At 30.0% G+C, this 16793-nt stretch carries 16 protein-coding genes; 12 read left to right on the forward strand and 4 right to left on the reverse strand.

The window, feature by feature from the left end; all coding sequences use genetic code 11:
• The first annotated feature begins 1 nt into the window (after window position 1).
• The 5 genes from ACMHJW_RS03295 (at window position 2) to ACMHJW_RS03315 (ending at window position 3231) form a co-directional block, all read left to right on the forward strand.
• Window positions 2-298, forward strand: coding sequence for a Dabb family protein (locus ACMHJW_RS03295; protein ID WP_413531995.1), 297 nt, complete (start codon window positions 2-4; stop codon window positions 296-298).
• Between the two features lie 179 nt (window positions 299-477).
• Window positions 478-1239 (forward strand): type I methionyl aminopeptidase, encoded by a 762-nt coding sequence (gene map, locus ACMHJW_RS03300; RefSeq protein ID WP_413531996.1) that lies wholly within the window; start codon window positions 478-480, stop codon window positions 1237-1239.
• A 6-nt stretch (window positions 1240-1245) separates the two neighbouring features.
• Window positions 1246-1545, forward strand: a complete 300-nt coding sequence (locus ACMHJW_RS03305) for a hypothetical protein (RefSeq protein ID WP_413531997.1) — start codon at window positions 1246-1248, stop codon at window positions 1543-1545.
• Window positions 1546-1860: 315 nt separating this feature from the next.
• On the forward strand, window positions 1861-2679 hold the full coding sequence (ygiD, locus tag ACMHJW_RS03310; protein ID WP_413531998.1) for a 4,5-DOPA dioxygenase extradiol: 819 nt from the start codon (window positions 1861-1863) through the stop codon (window positions 2677-2679).
• Window positions 2680-2715: 36 nt separating this feature from the next.
• Window positions 2716-3231 carry a YceI family protein gene (locus tag ACMHJW_RS03315; protein WP_413531999.1) on the forward strand — a complete coding sequence of 172 codons (516 nt, stop codon included), beginning with the start codon at window positions 2716-2718 and terminating at the stop codon, window positions 3229-3231.
• A 59-nt stretch (window positions 3232-3290) separates the two neighbouring features.
• Here the strand turns inward: ACMHJW_RS03315 and ACMHJW_RS03320 are convergent, their stop codons facing one another.
• Both ACMHJW_RS03320 and ACMHJW_RS03325 read right to left on the reverse strand, forming a co-directional pair.
• The gene (locus ACMHJW_RS03320) at window positions 3291-4754 is read right to left on the reverse strand and encodes an alanine/glycine:cation symporter family protein (protein WP_413532000.1); all 1464 of its coding nucleotides are present in this window, start codon (window positions 4752-4754) and stop codon (window positions 3291-3293) included.
• A gap of 233 nt (window positions 4755-4987) precedes the next feature.
• Entirely contained in the window at window positions 4988-7330 is a 2343-nt protein-coding gene (locus ACMHJW_RS03325; protein ID WP_413532001.1) for an ATP-dependent helicase, read from the reverse strand.
• Between the two features lie 198 nt (window positions 7331-7528).
• On the opposite strand from ACMHJW_RS03325, the gene ACMHJW_RS03330 reads away from it, so the two are divergent.
• The 5 genes from ACMHJW_RS03330 to ACMHJW_RS03350 all read left to right on the forward strand — a co-directional run bounded on the left by ACMHJW_RS03330 (window position 7529) and on the right by ACMHJW_RS03350 (window position 12687).
• Window positions 7529-7978: a Fur family transcriptional regulator gene (locus tag ACMHJW_RS03330; RefSeq protein ID WP_413532002.1), complete on the forward strand. Its 450-nt coding sequence runs from the start codon at window positions 7529-7531 to the stop codon at window positions 7976-7978.
• 309 nt (window positions 7979-8287) lie between these two features.
• On the forward strand, window positions 8288-9961 hold the full coding sequence (locus ACMHJW_RS03335) for an OstA-like protein (RefSeq protein WP_413532003.1): 1674 nt from the start codon (window positions 8288-8290) through the stop codon (window positions 9959-9961).
• Between the two features lie 39 nt (window positions 9962-10000).
• Complete coding sequence (locus ACMHJW_RS03340; RefSeq protein WP_413532004.1) at window positions 10001-10549, forward strand: hypothetical protein; 549 nt, start codon at window positions 10001-10003, stop codon at window positions 10547-10549.
• Between the two features lies 1 nt (window position 10550).
• Window positions 10551-11738 (forward strand): aspartate aminotransferase family protein, encoded by a 1188-nt coding sequence (locus tag ACMHJW_RS03345; protein ID WP_413532005.1) that lies wholly within the window; start codon window positions 10551-10553, stop codon window positions 11736-11738.
• A gap of 112 nt (window positions 11739-11850) precedes the next feature.
• Window positions 11851-12687 carry a hypothetical protein gene (locus tag ACMHJW_RS03350; RefSeq protein ID WP_413532006.1) on the forward strand — a complete coding sequence of 279 codons (837 nt, stop codon included), beginning with the start codon at window positions 11851-11853 and terminating at the stop codon, window positions 12685-12687.
• A 4-nt stretch (window positions 12688-12691) separates the two neighbouring features.
• Here the strand turns inward: ACMHJW_RS03350 and ACMHJW_RS03355 are convergent, their stop codons facing one another.
• A complete protein-coding gene (locus ACMHJW_RS03355; protein WP_413532007.1) occupies window positions 12692-13459 on the reverse strand; it encodes a methyltransferase domain-containing protein in 768 nt (255 codons plus the stop codon).
• A 118-nt stretch (window positions 13460-13577) separates the two neighbouring features.
• Between ACMHJW_RS03355 and ACMHJW_RS03360 the strand changes: the two genes are divergently transcribed.
• On the forward strand, window positions 13578-14492 hold the full coding sequence (locus ACMHJW_RS03360) for a helix-turn-helix domain-containing protein (RefSeq protein ID WP_413532008.1): 915 nt from the start codon (window positions 13578-13580) through the stop codon (window positions 14490-14492).
• Window positions 14493-14581: 89 nt separating this feature from the next.
• Window positions 14582-15793, forward strand: a complete 1212-nt coding sequence (locus ACMHJW_RS03365) for an MFS transporter (RefSeq protein WP_413532009.1) — start codon at window positions 14582-14584, stop codon at window positions 15791-15793.
• Between the two features lie 42 nt (window positions 15794-15835).
• Here the strand turns inward: ACMHJW_RS03365 and metF are convergent, their stop codons facing one another.
• A complete protein-coding gene (gene metF, locus ACMHJW_RS03370; protein ID WP_413532010.1) occupies window positions 15836-16792 on the reverse strand; it encodes a methylenetetrahydrofolate reductase [NAD(P)H] in 957 nt (318 codons plus the stop codon).
• Window position 16793: the final 1 nt, after the last annotated feature.

Consider the following 16793-nt stretch of genomic DNA (forward strand, 5'->3'; position numbering starts at 1 on the left):
TATGTTAGCACACCACGTATTATTTTGGCTAAAAGATGATGTTACGCAAGAAGAAGTAAATACATTTCATCAAGCATTGAAAGATTTAGAACAAATTGCGTCTTCTGCATTTTTTCATGTCGGAACTCCAGCAAATATAGAAAGAGATGTAATTGATGCTTCATATTCATTTTCTTTGTTTGTAGCTTTCAAAACAATGGAAGAATTTGAAACTTATCAAAAACATCCACAACACATCGAGTTTTTGAATGGACCGAATAAGTTAGCAAAAAAAGTATTAATCTACGATGCTGATTAATCCTTAAAGATATATAAAATAAAATCCGTCAAATTGACGGATTTTTTTATGATAATAATTGATTCAAATAGTTCTAAATAGAATAATCACGAATTTCTATTAAAATAAACGAATAATCGTTACAAATACACGTAAATTTGCAAATGATTTCGAAAATAGAAATCAATAGAATTTAAGCAATGATTATAGAGACAGAAGAAGAGCTAATCGGAATGAAAAAAGTCAGCGAAGCTGTAGCCGTTACTCTTAAAGAAATGAAAGATTATGTAAAACCTGGAATGTCAACAAAAGAATTGGACGATTTTGGCGCAACCATTATGCACAAATTTGGTTGTAAATCTGCTCCTTTTGAGACGTATCAATTTCCTGGTTATACTTGCTTAAGCGTGAATGAAGAAATTTGTCACGGAATTCCAAGAGCTGATAAAATTCTGAAAGACGGAGATGTTATTAATATTGATGTTTCAGGAGAATTAGGAGGTTTTTGGGCAGATAATGGCGGTTCTATTGTCGTTGGAGAAGATGTAAATGGTTATCAAAAAATTGTTGATGCTTCGATTTCCGCTCTTCAAAAAGCTATAGCAGCAGTAAAATCTGGTGTTAAAATTGCAGATATTGGTGGAATTATAGAAAAAGAAGCAAAAAAACATCATTATCATGTAATCGAAAATTTAACAGGACATGGAGTAGGGCGTTCTTTGCACGAAGAACCTTTAGATTTGTTGAACTTTAGAGATCCAGATGATAAACGACGTTTTCGCAAAAATTCTGTAATTGCTTTAGAAACTTTTATCTCAGAAAATTCTTACGAAGCTATTGAACAAGCTGATGGTTGGACAATGATAGGAAATGAACCTGGCGTATTTGCTCAACATGAACATACAGTTTTAGTAACTTCTGAAGGACCTATGATTTTGACTCACATGAATGGTAATTGGTAAAATTATATGAAGAAAAACGAATATATTAAAGTTGACCGCGAAGTGGTTAAAAAAATGAGTGAAGATATTCAGGATTATTTAGTAGAAAATAATCTTGAACGTGTGAAAACAAAAAACATGATGCCTTTCTTGATTGAAAAAGGTTACTTCCCTCATGATCGTAAAAAAGGTTATCCTTTGAGACAAATCTTAACAGATTTAAAAAAATCGGAGGAATTACATTTACTTCCACAAGCCTTTCCGGAATATCTAGAAATAGAAAATAAAAAGACATCTACCTATTGGTATTTTAGTCCAGTAAAATAATATAAGAAAAACCACTTCTCTTGAAGTGGTTTTTTTATTGTTAACTATTTCGAAATCTTGTCTTTTTGGAATATAAATTGATTAGAATCTAATTGTTCTTTTACATAAAATTCAAGTTTTGTTATTTCTTAACTTATATCAATGAAATCTATTCCATCTCTAAACTAAATTTGTTCTATTAATTAGTGAAAATTAAAACATAGAAAATTTAATCTAAAGAATAGATAATTATTGTAAGTTAAAATCAAATCTAGAGTTTTCAATTATCAATACTAATTAAGTTTTTTTTAGATAAAAAATATAAGTTTAAAAACAGTGAATTTCAACACGTTAAAATCAATAACTTCAACTTTTTCTACAACAGAAAAAATGCCCGTTTTATTTTTAGGACATGGTTCTCCGATGAATGCAATCGAAGAAAATATTTTTGTTGAAGGTTGGAGAAATATTGGAAAAACGATTCCTAAACCAAATGCGATTATTTGTATTTCCGCACATTGGGAAACGAAAGGAACTAAAGTTACAGCTTTAGAACAACCCAAAACAATTCACGATTTTTATGGTTTTCCTCAAGCTTTATTCGATTTTGAATATCCCGCTTTAGGAAGTCCAGAATTAGCAAATGAAATAAAAGATTTAATTAAAACAACATCAATTGATTTGGATAAAATGTGGGGATTTGATCATGGTTCTTGGAGCGTAATCAAATTTCTTTATCCAAATGCAGATGTCCCAATGATAGAGTTGAGTTTAGATGTTCTTAAAACACCAAAAGAACATTATGAATTAGCTAAAGAATTAAATGCTTTGCGTTATAAAGGAGTTTTGATTGTAGGAAGCGGAAATGTTGTTCATAATTTAAGAGCGTTAAATTGGAATGAACCAAATGCTGGATACGATTGGGCTTATGAAGTAAATGATAGTTTCAAAAACATTGTGCAATCTGGTCATCACGACGAATTGTTCAAATTTGTCGAGAAAGGGAATGCATTTAATCTTGCTATTCCATCAATGGAACATTATTTACCTTCAGTATATGCATTAGCATTACAAGGAAAAGAAGAGGAAATAACACTTTTTAATGATAAGCTAATTTATGGTTCATTAGGAATGTTATCATTCAAAATAGGATAAATTAACGATTTAAGTAACAAATAAAAACAAAATATTATGGCAACAAAATGGAATTTAGATCCTTCTCACTCAGAAGTTCAATTTAAAGTAAAACACATGGTAATTTCTACAGTAACTGGAAATTTCGATGAGTTTAATGCAACTATAGAGACTAATGACGACCAATTTTCTGACGCAAAATTCGAGTTTAAAGCATTGACAGCTTCTATTAATACAAAAAATAACGACCGTGATACACACTTAAAATCTGCTGATTTCTTTGCAGCTGATCAATTTCCAGAATTAAAATTTGAAAGCACTTCAGGTATTAAAGACGGAAAAATTGAAGGTACGTTAGAAATTCGTGGAGAGAAAAAAGCAGTTACATTAGAGGCTGATTTTGGTGGAGTTATTACTGATCCATGGGGAAATAAAAGAGCTGGTTTTGAATTCTCAGGAGAAATTAATCGTAAAGATTTTGGATTAGGATGGAGCCAAGTAACAGAAGCAGGAGGATTAGTTGTTTCTGATAAAGTGAAATTAATAGCGAATTTAGAATTTATTCAAGGTTAATACTTGTGTTTCAATAATAATAAAAAAAACCATTTCGGATAGAAATGGTTTTTTTATTGTTATTTATTTTTGTTTTCCCAAAAAGTAGCATTTTTTATTCCAATTTCTGTAGGATTGAAATCAGGGTTTTTAATTCCTTTTTTACGTTTTTCTTTGTAGTCTTTCCAAACCTTAAGTCCAACTCCACTTAATAATAAAATAGCAATAATATTTACCCAAGCCATTAAACCTACACCAATATCACCAATTGCCCAAGCTGTTTCAGCAGTTTTTATTGTTCCATAATAAGTAGCGCAAAGAAAACAAACGCGCAAAATCCATACATAAACTTTTCTATTTCCTTTTTTGAAGATGTAGGTAATATTTGTTTCAGCATAGTAATAATAAGCCATAATCGTTGTGAACGCAAAGAAAAACAATGCAATAGCAATAAAACTATTTCCAAATGAAGGAAAATGATTTGAAACTGCAGCTTGTGTGAAACCTGTATAATCTACTCCTGGAAGATTTTGAGTGATGAAACTTCCTGCTTTTTCAGGATGATTCACATTATATTTTCCTGTAAATAGAATCATAAATGCTGTTGCTGTACAAACAAAAAAGGTATCAATGTAAACAGAAAAAGCTTGAACCAAACCTTGTTGTGCTGGATGATTTACTTCCGCTGCTGCTGCTGCGTGAGGTGCAGTTCCTTGCCCAGCTTCATTAGAATAAACTCCCCGTTTTATTCCCCAAGCAATTGCAGATCCAAAAACACCGCTATACAATGATTCTTGATTGAATGCTGATGAAATTATCAATTTTAAAATTGAAGGAACTTGATGAATGTTCATTCCGATGATAATGATTGCCATCAAAATGTATGCACCTGCCATAAAAGGAACAATAAATTCCGAAGCTTGTCCTAAACGTTTTACTCCTCCGAAAATAATCAAAGCCAATAACCCAATAATTACAAATCCAATAATATTAATTGGGATTCCGATAAAGTTATAAATAGGAATATCAAATGCGTTGTTTAATGCTGATGAAATACTGTTAGATTGAACTCCTGGTAGTAATAATCCGCAACTTATAATTGTGATGATTGCAAACAAAACTGCATACCATTTAATTCCCAATCCTTTTTCGATATAATAAGAAGGACCACCTCGATATTCTCCATCAATCTCTTGCTTATAAACTTGTCCTAAGGCTGATTCTATAAAAGCTGATGCACTACCTAAAAAAGCGATAAACCACATCCAAAAAATAGCTCCAGGTCCTCCCATTGCTATAGCCGTAGCAACACCAATAATATTTCCTGTTCCAACACGACCAGATATAGCTAAAGAAAAGGCTTGAAAAGGACTAATTCCTTTGTCTGATTTTTTACCACTAAATAGTAAACGAAGCATATCTTTGAAGTAAACGATTTGTAAAAATCCAGTGCGAATAGAGAAGTAAATTCCTGTTAAAGCGCAAAGTCCAATTAAAGCATATGACCAGACATAGCTGCTTATAGCATTTATGATATCATCCATTTGAGTATAAAATTTGTTTTTTGTGATTCTTTGTAATGCTAAAATGCTAAAAAAATATTAATATATGATGTTTATTATATCTTTTTTCTTCAATTCATATGAACAAAATAGACTCTTAAGGTAAAATGATTTATTAGTTACTTATTAAAGTTTTAATTTAGGATATTATATTTAACTCATTGTTAATAAATAAAAAAGGCTACATGATTCATGTAGCCTTTTTGTGTTTTATATTACGATCGAATGATCTTTAGTTTTGCAAAATTTAATAATAATTTCTTTTCTCCAGCATTATCGAAATGAATAATAGCTTTCATGTCGCTCGGTTCTCCTTGTAAATCTTTTACAATTCCTCGACCAAAACGATCATGAACAACGACTTGTCCAATTTGTAAACCTTGAGCATTTGCTGCAGCCGAAGAATTGCTTTTCGTTTGATTAACAGGTTTGAAATTTGCCTTTGGTTGAGCTGGCTCTACACGAGCTCTTGGATTAGGTCTTGCAACTGATTTTTCTCTTTGTTGATATTGTTGTGGAGTAGGTTCGTCTCCAAATAAATCTGCAGATAATCCACTATTGTTAGATGCTCTTACAGAAATATTTAGATTTTTCCATTCTAAGAAATCATCATCTATTTCTTCTAAAAAACGAGAAGGTTCACAATCGATAATTTTTCCCCAACGAAAACGCGAAACTGAATAAGTCATATAAGCTATTTTTTCGGCACGAGTTAAAGCAACGTAAAATAAACGACGTTCTTCTTCTAATTCTGCACGAGTATTAACACTCATCATAGAAGGAAAAAGATTTTCTTCTAAACCTGCAATAAATACAACAGGAAACTCTAAACCTTTTGCTAAGTGAACGGTCATTAGATTAACTTTGTTATCGTCATCTTCCTCATTATCAGCATCGGTTGCTAATGCAATATTTTCTAAGAAACCTCCTAAGGAAGCATCTCCTTCATCTAATTGTTGTTGCTCTTCTACATAACCTTGAATTGAGTTTAACAATTCTTGTACATTTTCCAAGCGCGAAACACCTTCTGGAGTAGAATCTTCTTTGAGAGCATTCAATAATTGAGTTGTTTTGGCCATTTCCATTGTTACTTCGTAAACATCGTGTGATTTTAGCATCACTTGGAAACGTTTAATCATCAAGACAAAATTGTTCAATTTTGTTGCTGTTCCTGCATTTATTCCAATTGTTGGTGCATACATTTCGATATTTTCAATCAAAGAAAATAAACTTATTTGATGCTGATCTGCTGCAACTAAAAGTTTAGAAATAGTAGTTTGACCAATTCCACGAGCAGGATAATTGATTGTTCTTAATAAAGCTTCCTCATCATTTGGATTAATCAATAATCGCATATAACCAACCATGTCTTTGATCTCTTTTCGTTGATAAAAAGATGTTCCACCAAAAACACGGTATTGAATTCCTCTTTTTCTCAGCGCTTCTTCCAAAGCACGAGATTGTGCATTTGTTCGGTATAAAATAGCAAAATCTTTGGGCTGAAGATGTTCATTCATCTGTCTTTCCCAAATTTGAGTTGCAATATAACGTGCTTCATCCGCATCAGAAAGTCCACGATAAATCGCTATTTTTTCGCCAGTTTCATTTGCTGTCCAAACATTTTTTTCTAATTGATCTTGATTTTGCTTAATAATTTGATTCGCAGCCTCTACAATCATCTGTGTTGAACGGTAATTTTGTTCCAACGGATATAATTTCGCATCAGGATAATCTGATTTGAAGGATAATATATTTCGAATATTTGCTCCACGGAAAGCATAGATAGATTGTGCATCATCACCAACAACACAAAGGTTCTCATAACGAGAAGCCAAAGCTTTTACAATTAGATATTGCGAATGATTGGTATCTTGGTACTCATCTACCATAATATATTTGAAACGTTCTTGATATTTTGCTAAAACCTCAGGGAAACGTGTAAGAATTTCATTTGTACGCAACAATAAATCATCAAAATCCATTGCACCTGATTTGAAACAACGATCAACATAAGCTCTATAAATATCACCCATTCTTGGTCGCATTGCTTCGTTATCGGCTTCGATTAAAGCTTGATTATTATGGTAAGCACGAACTGTAATCAAATTATTTTTATATTGAGAAATTCGTCCTAAAACTTGTTTTGGTTTATAAATATCTTTATCCAAATGCATTTCGTTAATAATCTTTGTCATTACCGAAACTGCATCTTGTTGATCATAGATTGTAAAATCGGATGGATAACCCAAAAGTGGAGCTTCAACACGAAGAATACGAGCGAACACAGAGTGAAAAGTTCCCATCCAAAGTGCTTTTGCATTAGATTCCCCAACAACATATCCGATACGTTCTTTCATTTCTCGGGCAGCTTTGTTGGTAAAAGTTAAGGATAAGATATTGAAAGCATCAACTCCTTTATTTAATAAATGAGCAATTCGATAGGTTAAAACTCTTGTTTTACCAGAACCAGCACCAGCAATTACCATTACAGGACCTTCGGTTGCTTCAACAGCTAAACGCTGTGGTTCGTTCAGTTTTTCTAAATAATTTTCTTCCATCTTTTGCAAAGTTAAACTTTGTACTTTAAAGGATAAAATAATTTTAAAATATTATATGTGTTTCATAAAAAGGTTTGTTGTAGAAAAAAGGATAATTATAAAATTATGTTATAAATACATAGAAAATTGATACTATAATGAAGAAATTATCGTTACTTTAGTACGGAAATAATATCTATCTTTACATAAATTTTTTATATGACAAACGAATCAGTAAAATCAAGTAATTACGAAGTAGTAAAACAAGTGTTTACAAATTTCTTGGAAGAACATGGACATCGTAAAACACCTGAACGTTATGCTATTTTAGAGGAAATTTATTTTACAGATGATCATTTTGATATTGATATGTTATATATCAAAATGAAAAATAAGAAATACCGCGTTAGTCGTGCGACATTATATAATACAATAGAATTATTAATGGATGCTAAATTGGTACGTAAACATCAGTTTGGTGATCAGCAAGCACATTATGAAAAATCATATTTTGATAAAAATCATGACCATATTATTTTGACTGATACAGGAGAAGTTTTAGAATTTTGCGATCCTAGAATTCAGTCAATTAAACAAACAATAGAGGAAGTTTTTGATATCAAAATTGATAATCATTCATTGTATTTTTACGGTACTCGAAAAAAATAATTAAACTTGATTTTATACAATATAAAGACTTTTTACAATTTAGTAAAAGGTCTTTTTGTGTTTCTAATTCATTAATTTTATATTATTTACTTTCATTCTTCTCTGTAATTTTTTTTGTGTTAAGAAAAGTAGATAAGATTTATAAATTTGAAGTCTTCATCATTTTGAATGATTTAAAAAGTTGATGAATTTTAATTATTCAAACGCATTATATAACGTGATAATTAATTTTTAGTACTAAAAAAATAACACTAATTTTGGCTATCATTTTTATAAATGAAAAAGAGGTTAAATCTAAAATAGAAATAATTGTTAACTAATTATATAAATAGAAATAAAATAGGTTTGAAAGTTGCTTTTTTGCTTTCATGTTTTCTAACAATACATACTTTTGCTCAACAGAAACCTAAAAAAGAAAAAGTTATTCTTAAACATGCTGATTTGACAGAAAGAAGTCCAAAACTTTTTGAAGGAAATGAATTCTTATCAGGAAATGTTGTAATAGAATATAAAGGTGATGTAATTTCTGCTGATAGTGCAGTTTTATATCGTGATAAAAACTTGGCTGTTGTTTGGTCGAATGCTCGTTTGGTAAGCAAAGACAAAACAATTACGGCGCATAAAATGGAATATGATGCTAACACAACCATTGCAAAAGCTTTTAAAGACGTTGTTTTAACAGATCCTGGTTCTCGTATAACGGCAGATTATATGGATTATAATCGAACAACTGAAATTGCAACAGGAATTGGAAAAGTAGAAGTAAGAACACCAACGCAACAAATCAGTTCAGAGAAAATGATTTTTGAGCGTTTGACAGGAAATATTATTGTTAACGATAATTACAAAACAATTGGTTCTGATGGAACTTTAGTCGAAGGACGAAATGTTGTATATAATGTCAAAAATAAATCAGCCAATTTTGGTTCAGAAGTTTTTATTACGAATAAAGATTATACGATTTATTCAAGAAAAATGACAACCAATGATATTACGGGAATTACAACTTTTCGCGATTATTCTAAAATTACACGCCGAAATGATCCTTCGCAATATATCATAACTTCTGACGGAGATTTTAATAAAAAAACTGGCGAAGCTTGGCTTAGACAAAACTCAAAAGTTTATTATCAAAACAAAACTTTAACTGCAAAAAAGCTTTATTTTAACGATAAAACAGGATTTGGAAAAGGAGAAGGAGATGTTTTTTTGGATGATCCTCTTGAGAAAAGATTTTTGAAAGGAGATTATGGAGAAGCATTCAAACATTTAGATTCGGCTTTTGTTACCAAAAATGCATATGCGGTAAAAGCATTCGACAAAGATTCGCTTTACATCAGTGCAGATACTTTGTTGGCAGTAAAACGCCACGATGTAGATTCTACTTCTTTTGTAAAAGCATTTCACAAAGCACGTTTTTATAAATCGAATGTAAATGGAAAATCAGATTCTTTGGTTTATAATCAAACAAAAGGATTGATGCAATTTTACAAAGATCCAATTTTATTTTCTGGAGATAATCAAGTAACCGGCGATTTTATTGAAGGATATATAAATGCAAAAACTGAAAAAATTGATTCGATGAAGGTTTTCAATAATGCATTTGTTATTGCAAAAGTCGATTCACTTACAGAAAATGAATATAATCAAATCAAAGGAAAATATTTAACGGTTCTTTTCCAAGATGATAATATTGATTTTATTAATGTAGAAGAAAATGCTGTAGCATTGACTTATATGGATGATACAGATCAGAAAACGAAAGAGAAAGAACGATATGGCGTTAATATTTCATATTGTGGAATTATAGAAGTTGATGTTGTAGGAAAAGATGTTGAATTGGTTGCTTGCCGAATAAAATCTGACGGAAAAATGTATCCTTTGACTAAGTTTCCCGAAGAAATGCGTTATTTACCAGATTTTAAATGGCGAATTTCGGAACGATTAAATACTTGGCGAGATATTTTTGTCGAATCGAAATAATCTTTTTACAAATTAATCGTTTAATTTCTAAAACTATAAATGAAAACTATATCTATCATATTATCTATTCTATTATTATCAAGTTGTTATACATACAAGTCTTTTGATCCTGAAGAATATGCAGCAGAATTAGCAAAAAATAGCAATCAATCGGTTAATATTCACGAAGCAAATCGTTCTAGAAATGATGTTAACGAAGTGAGAAGACAACGACTTAATGCTAGAGAAAATAAAATTTCTTCTGATTCAAAAGAAAATGAAGGATTGGCTGATTCAAAATCTAAACAACAAGAAAATAAAGAAGCAAATCAAATGATAGATCCATCTACAATTAAAATTTCTGATGTTATACAGCCTAACCAATTTTATAAAGTAGATTCACAAGGAAAAGAATATACAATAGAAGCTAAGCAATGGAAATCTGATACATTATATGCTGTTGTAAAAAGAACTGAAAAAGAATTAAAGTTTCACAAAAACGATATTTCATCATTCAAAATAAGAAAATTTTCAAAAGGTAAATCAGATGCTCTTACTGTTGCGTCGTATGCATTAGGTGGAGCTGCTGTACTTTTTTTATTAAAATAAAATGGGGACATTAAAAGAAGAATTTTTTCAATACCAGGCTCAAACAACAAATTTTGCTTCTGGTTTTGAAGTTGATTATGCAAAAGGCTCTTATATCTATGGGAAGGATGGAAGAGCCTATCTTGATTTTGTAGCTGGTGTTTCGGTAAATACGCTCGGACATAGTCATCCGCGTATCAATCAAGCAATTATAGATCAAGTAAACAAATATATGCATGTTGCTGTTTATGGTGAATATGCACAAGAAAAACCTGTCGAATTATGTAAACGATTGGTTGATGCTACGCCAGAAGGTTTAGAGCAAGTTTATTTGGTAAATTCAGGAACAGAAGCAATTGAAGCTTCTTTAAAATTAGCAAAACGTTTTACAGGACGTCGTCAATTAATTTCTTTTCGAAATGCTTATCATGGAAATACACATGGTTCGTTGAGCGTTTCTGGAGATGAACGCAAAAAAGCTGCTTTTCGTCCTTTGTTGCCAGAAGTTTATTTCATCGATTTTAATAACGAAGAAGATTTACAAAAAATTACCAAAGAAACAGCTGGTGTTATTGTAGAAAGTATTCGCGGCGCTTCTGGTTTTAGATTACCAGAAAATGATTTTTTCATTAAGTTAAAGAAACGTTGCGAAGAAGTTGGCGCTTTATTAATTATGGATGAAATTCAGCCAGGATTTGGACGAACAGGAAAATTGTTTGGTTTCGAACATTTTGGTGTTGTTCCTGATATTGTTGCAATGGGAAAAGGAATGGCAAGTGGATTGCCTGTTGGTGCATTTATGACTTCTAACAAAATTATGAGTTCTTTAAAACACAATCCACAATTGGGACATATTACAACTTTTGGAGGAAATCCTGTAATTGCTGCCGCTGCATTAGAATTGCTAAATGTATTGGAAGATGAAAAATTAATGGATGATATTGATCGTAAAGAACAATTATTTCGAGAAAATCTTCAACATCCAAAAATTAAGAAAATTCACGGAAAAGGTTTAATGCTTGCTCCAGAATTAGCTTCTCCAGAATATGCTTTGCGTGTTCAACAAGAATGTATGAACAGAGGTTTGATTCTTTTCTTTTTGATGTATAGCATCGAAAATTTAAGAATTACTCCACCAATTAATATTTCGGACGAAGATATTATAAAAGGTTGCAATATCTTAAAATCGGTCTTAGACGATTTAGATTAAAACATATAAACCGAGAATCATTAGATTCTCGGTTTTTTTATATAAAATGTTTATTGAAATGATTTTATAAAATAATAAATTGTATATTAATCTAATAAATAACACTAATAAAATGAAAAGATTAATTCTAACTTTATTTCTAATAATTTCAACGCAATTATATAGTCAGAAAGCTCCAATTCAAGTTTTACCTTCTGGACATATTATAGTAACAGCGAATATTGATGGTAAGGCAGGAAACTTTATTTTTGATACTGGAGGAGGAATTAATTTGTTTTTTGAAAACTTTGCAAAAGATTTTAAGCAAAAATCAACTTATAATTTTCTAACAGCTTATCGTGCAACTGGAGAAAAAATTGATGCTCCATTGTATGAGAATAATGAAGTTCTTTTTGCAGGGAAAAAGTTTCTAAAAGTTCCATATTCTACATTTGATATGAAAATAGAAGGAATTGATGGATTGATTTCTTTACAGATGTTTCATGATACAGATTTTATTATTGATTTTAATAAAAATGAAATTGAATTAACGGATTTTTCAACAAATAAAAATCTAAAATCTTTTGATATTCAATTAAGTACAAACGCTGATAAGTCAATTGATATATTCACTTATATTACTTTAAATGATAAGTATAAAATCCAAGTTTTATTAGATTCTGGCGCTGGGAACAATTCTTATTGGTTAAGCGATAAATTAATTTCAGTATTAGAACTTGATAAAGCTAAATTAGAAGTTAGCGAAAAGAAAAGTGAATTTGATGAAAAACTTACCACAAAATTTTACAGAGGAAATATAAATTCTATTTCTAATCAATATTTTACATTGAAAGATCCGAAAGTTGTTTTTGTAGAAGGATTAATTTATGAAGGAAAAACAAGCATCAATTGGTTTGGGAATAAAATAGGTATTAGTTTAAAAAATAAAAAAATCTATATTCTTGATTGATGATTTAAATTTTTCTTCCATACAATAATAATCGTTTGAATGAATAAATCGCAGGAAATTTGTTGTAATATTCTTTAATTCTAGCTTTAAATTCTGTCGTAAATAATTGTTGTTGTTCTATTGTTAATCGTTCCATATAAGGAATTAGAGCAGAACCAGAAATGAAATTATAAAATTCAGTTTCATCATTTCCATAAAGTGGATAAACTTTCATGCTGATGTTTAAATCTTTCAATCCATTATCAAACATAATTTTTGCATAATCATCTATTGTAAGTAAAGGAGAATCTTGATGAAAATTATTCAAATAATCGACAAATGGTTTTTCTTTAGCTAAATGACTTAAAATAATATTCAATGTATTATCTTTTTGACAAGGCATTTGTACTGCAAATTGGCCATTAGTATTCAATTTTGAGATTAATTTTGGATATAATTTTTCATGATTATCCGACCATTGCAAAGCTGCATTACTAAAAATTAAATCCCAATTCTTTTCAGAATGAGCAAATTCTTCAATCGTTTTTTGTTGAAAACCAAGATTTTGCAAATTAAACTCTTTTGATTTCTCAAGCATTTCTTTTGATGAATCGATTCCTAAAAAGTTCGCATTTTTAAATTTATTGGCAAGAATTGCTGTTTGTTCACCTGTTCCACAACCGAGATCTACACAACTATTCAAATCGTCCGCAGTTATCAAACTCGATAAATCATAAAAAGGTTGATAACGAATATTTTTGAATTGATTATATATTTCAGGATTCCAAGGCATTTTATAAGAGATTTTAATCTGATTAAAGTTAATAAAAAATTACAATATTTAGGATTAATATAAATTTTAACATGAAATTACTTTAAAATTTTGTTTATTTGAATTTTGTAAGAATACTATGAGTCAAGAATTAGAAACAATTGCAGATTATTATAATAAAATTAGTTTAGAACAAGCTAAATTGATGAATTCAGCTAATTTTGAAGATGATAAAGCGCATTTTAATATTTCTTTGCGTAAATATTGTAGCTTCAAAAGTCCATATGGTCGCCGAGATTATTACAAAATAAGTTTGTTGATTGGTGAAGGAATTTTTCGATATGGAAATGAGGAAACCTATATTTCTAAGCCAACGTTATTTCTTCCATCTCCTCATGTTACTTATACTTGGGAATGCAAATCGAGTTTTCAAGAAGGATATTTTTGTTTATTTAATCAACAATTTTTCTCGGAAAACAAAGAATTTGATATCTTCAAAAAAACATCCTTGTTTAAGGATTGGAGTTCTCCTTTTATTGAAATTCCAGAAGAACAATTGCCGTTAATTTTATCTTATTTCGAAGAAATGTATCGTTTGAAACATTCTGAATATCAATTAAGATGTTTTAGTATTCGTAATCATTTAGCAGCAATTTTTCATTATGTTTTAGAACAAAAAATGGAAGAAATAGATTCCGTAAAATTGCCATCGAATGTAAGATTATATAAGAAATTTGATGAATTATTGACTAAACAGTTTCCGCTTGATTCTCCAGCTCATCCATTAGTTTTAAAAACGCCAGCAGATTTTGCAAATCAATTGAATGTTCATGTCAATCATCTTAATTCATCTGTGAAATCTGTAACGAATCAAACAACAACACAAATCATTAAGCAAAAAATTATGGAAGAAGCAAAGAATTTGTTGTTGTACACAGATTGGGATATTGCTCAAGTTGGTTATGCATTGGGTTTTGAGGAACCTGCTCATTTTAATAATTTTTTTAAGAAACATACTTCAACTTCTCCTTTGAAATATAAGCAAGAAAGTTGATTTATTTGATTTTTGTAATTTTTTATTTGTCTTATTTAATTCCATAATTTCACATTCATTCTACTTTTGTATGGTAAAAAAAATGATTTATGTTGAGAGAAGCATCAGATAAGAGAAAAAAAATTGTAAGTATAATTGGTTTCTTTTCGATTCCAATTTCTGGATTTGTAACAGATATTTATTTACCTTCTTTTCCTTCGATGTCAAAAGCCTTGATGGTGAATGAAAGTAGTATACAATTAACGTTGACTTGTTTTTTGTTGAGTTATGGATTGTCACAATTATTTATAGGAAGTATTTTAGATGCAATAGGAAGATATTATCCAAAAATCGTAGCATTAATAGTTGTGTTACTTTCTAGCTTAGTTATCGCAAGTACAAATAGTGTTTTATTGATTTGTATTTTGCGTGTTATTCAGGGAATTTCGGTTGCAATTATTGTAATCGCAACACGAGCTTTGTTTATAGATATTCATAAACCTGAGCAAGCAAAACATTATTTGGGATATTTTACTATAGTTTGGTCTTGTGGACCGATTTTAGCGCCATTTTTAGGAGGTTATTTGGAAAAATTATTCAATTGGCATGCTAATTTTTATTTTTTAGCTATTTATGCTGCAACTATATTAGTGTTTGAGCTAATTTTTAGCGGAGAAAGTATTGCTAAAAAGAATAAACTGAATTTGAAAAGTATGCTTGATACATACAAAATGATGTTACAGAATAAGATGTTTATTTTAGGAATAATGATTCAGGCAGTTGCTTATTCAATTGTGATGATTTTTAATATCATTGGACCTTTTTTAATTGAAAATGTTTATCATTTCAATTCTGTTGTGATTGGTTATTCTACTTTAATTTTAGGATTTTCTTGGATGATTGGTGGATTTATCGGTAAAAAAAGAATGCATCTCGATTTTAATGAAAGTGTAGCTTTACCAGTTATTGTACAATTAAGCTTAATTTCTATTCTGATTATTGCAGGATTTTTTGTTCAAAATTTATATGTTTTATTATTCTTTGCTTTCTTTATTCATATATGTTCTGGGATTTTATTTACATCTTTTTTCACAAGTAGCATGATGACTTTTCCTAATAATTCTGGCGTAGCAGGAGGTTTGATGGGAGGAATGACTTATATACTTACGTCAATTACAAGTTTTATTATCTCTAGTTCAGGAAAAGTTAATACTCAAAATGGTTTAGCTATTCGGTATTTTATTTTTTCGATTCTATTAGCCTTTGTTATTTATATCATGTACCGAGTAAAAAGCTCGAAAAAGAGAATTGCAATAAGATAAAAAAAACGAACATTGTTCGTTTTTTTTTATCTTTATTTATTTCTAAAAAACTGCTTCAGCAACTCTTTTTGTATTGATAGAATTGCTCATTGTATAAAAATGTAAACTTGGAACACCGAAATCAATCAATTCTTTACATTGTTGAATGCACCATTCAATTCCAATTTCTTTAATATGTTCTTTATCTTTTGATTTCAAAACTTCCATTGCTAAATCCTGTGGCAAATCCAAATAAAAATTTTGTGGAATCTTTGTCAGCTGATTAAAAGTTGTCAAAGGTTTAATTCCTGGAATTATAGGAATATTAATGTCCATTTCGCGACATTTATTTACAAAATCAAAATATTTTTGATTATCAAAAAACATTTGTGTTACGATATAATCTGCGCCCAAATCTACTTTCTTTTTCAGATAATGTAAATCCATTGCAAGATTTGGTGATTCATAATGCTTTTCGGGATAACCGGCAACTCCGATACAGAAATTCATAGAATGAGTTTCTTGTAATTCATCATCAAGATAATTTCCTGTATTCAAAGCTGTAATTTGCTCTATTAATTCCGAAGCATAAGCATGTCCGCCAACTTCTGGAACAAAAGATTTTTCCGATTTAATAGCATCTCCACGTAAAACCAAAAGATTATCAATTCCCAAGAAATTTAAATCTATTAGCGCATCTTCTGTATCTTCTTTTGTAAATCCACCACAAATTAAATGAGGAATTGCATCTATTTTATAGTGATTTTGTATTGCAGCGCAAATTGCAACAGTTCCCGGGCGTTTTCTTACTTGATAACGTTTTAATAATCCGTTCTCTTTTTGTTTGTAAATATATTCTTGACGATGATATGTTACATCGATAAAAGCAGGGTTTAGTTCTACTAAAGGATCTAAGGTTTTGAACGTTGCATTGACATCTTGACCTTTTAAAGGAGGTAAAATCTCAACAGAAAACAAAGGTTTTCCATTTGCACGTTCTATATGTTCTATTACTTTCATT

It is taken from the genome of Empedobacter brevis, from assembly GCF_965118635.1.
Lineage (GTDB): Bacteria > Bacteroidota > Bacteroidia > Flavobacteriales > Weeksellaceae > Empedobacter > Empedobacter brevis_A.

What these genes read in the sequence shown, in the direction of transcription:
- ACMHJW_RS03350 (WP_413532006.1), top strand. Translation starts at nt 11,851, where the DNA reads ATGAAAAGATTAATTCTAACTTTATTTCTAATAATTTCAACGCAATTA.
- ACMHJW_RS03360 (WP_413532008.1), top strand. Translation starts at nt 13,578, where the DNA reads ATGAGTCAAGAATTAGAAACAATTGCAGATTATTATAATAAAATTAGT.
- ACMHJW_RS03305 (WP_413531997.1), top strand. Translation starts at nt 1,246, where the DNA reads ATGAAGAAAAACGAATATATTAAAGTTGACCGCGAAGTGGTTAAAAAA.
- ACMHJW_RS03315 (WP_413531999.1), top strand. Translation starts at nt 2,716, where the DNA reads ATGGCAACAAAATGGAATTTAGATCCTTCTCACTCAGAAGTTCAATTT.
- ACMHJW_RS03320 (WP_413532000.1), bottom strand. Translation starts at nt 4,754, where the DNA reads ATGGATGATATCATAAATGCTATAAGCAGCTATGTCTGGTCATATGCT.
- ACMHJW_RS03340 (WP_413532004.1), top strand. Translation starts at nt 10,001, where the DNA reads ATGAAAACTATATCTATCATATTATCTATTCTATTATTATCAAGTTGT.
- map (WP_413531996.1), top strand. Translation starts at nt 478, where the DNA reads ATGATTATAGAGACAGAAGAAGAGCTAATCGGAATGAAAAAAGTCAGC.
- ACMHJW_RS03325 (WP_413532001.1), bottom strand. Translation starts at nt 7,330, where the DNA reads ATGGAAGAAAATTATTTAGAAAAACTGAACGAACCACAGCGTTTAGCT.
- ACMHJW_RS03365 (WP_413532009.1), top strand. Translation starts at nt 14,582, where the DNA reads ATGTTGAGAGAAGCATCAGATAAGAGAAAAAAAATTGTAAGTATAATT.
- metF (WP_413532010.1), bottom strand. Translation starts at nt 16,792, where the DNA reads ATGAAAGTAATAGAACATATAGAACGTGCAAATGGAAAACCTTTGTTT.
- ACMHJW_RS03295 (WP_413531995.1), top strand. Translation starts at nt 2, where the DNA reads ATGTTAGCACACCACGTATTATTTTGGCTAAAAGATGATGTTACGCAA.
- ACMHJW_RS03345 (WP_413532005.1), top strand. Translation starts at nt 10,551, where the DNA reads ATGGGGACATTAAAAGAAGAATTTTTTCAATACCAGGCTCAAACAACA.
- ACMHJW_RS03355 (WP_413532007.1), bottom strand. Translation starts at nt 13,459, where the DNA reads ATGCCTTGGAATCCTGAAATATATAATCAATTCAAAAATATTCGTTAT.
- ACMHJW_RS03330 (WP_413532002.1), top strand. Translation starts at nt 7,529, where the DNA reads ATGACAAACGAATCAGTAAAATCAAGTAATTACGAAGTAGTAAAACAA.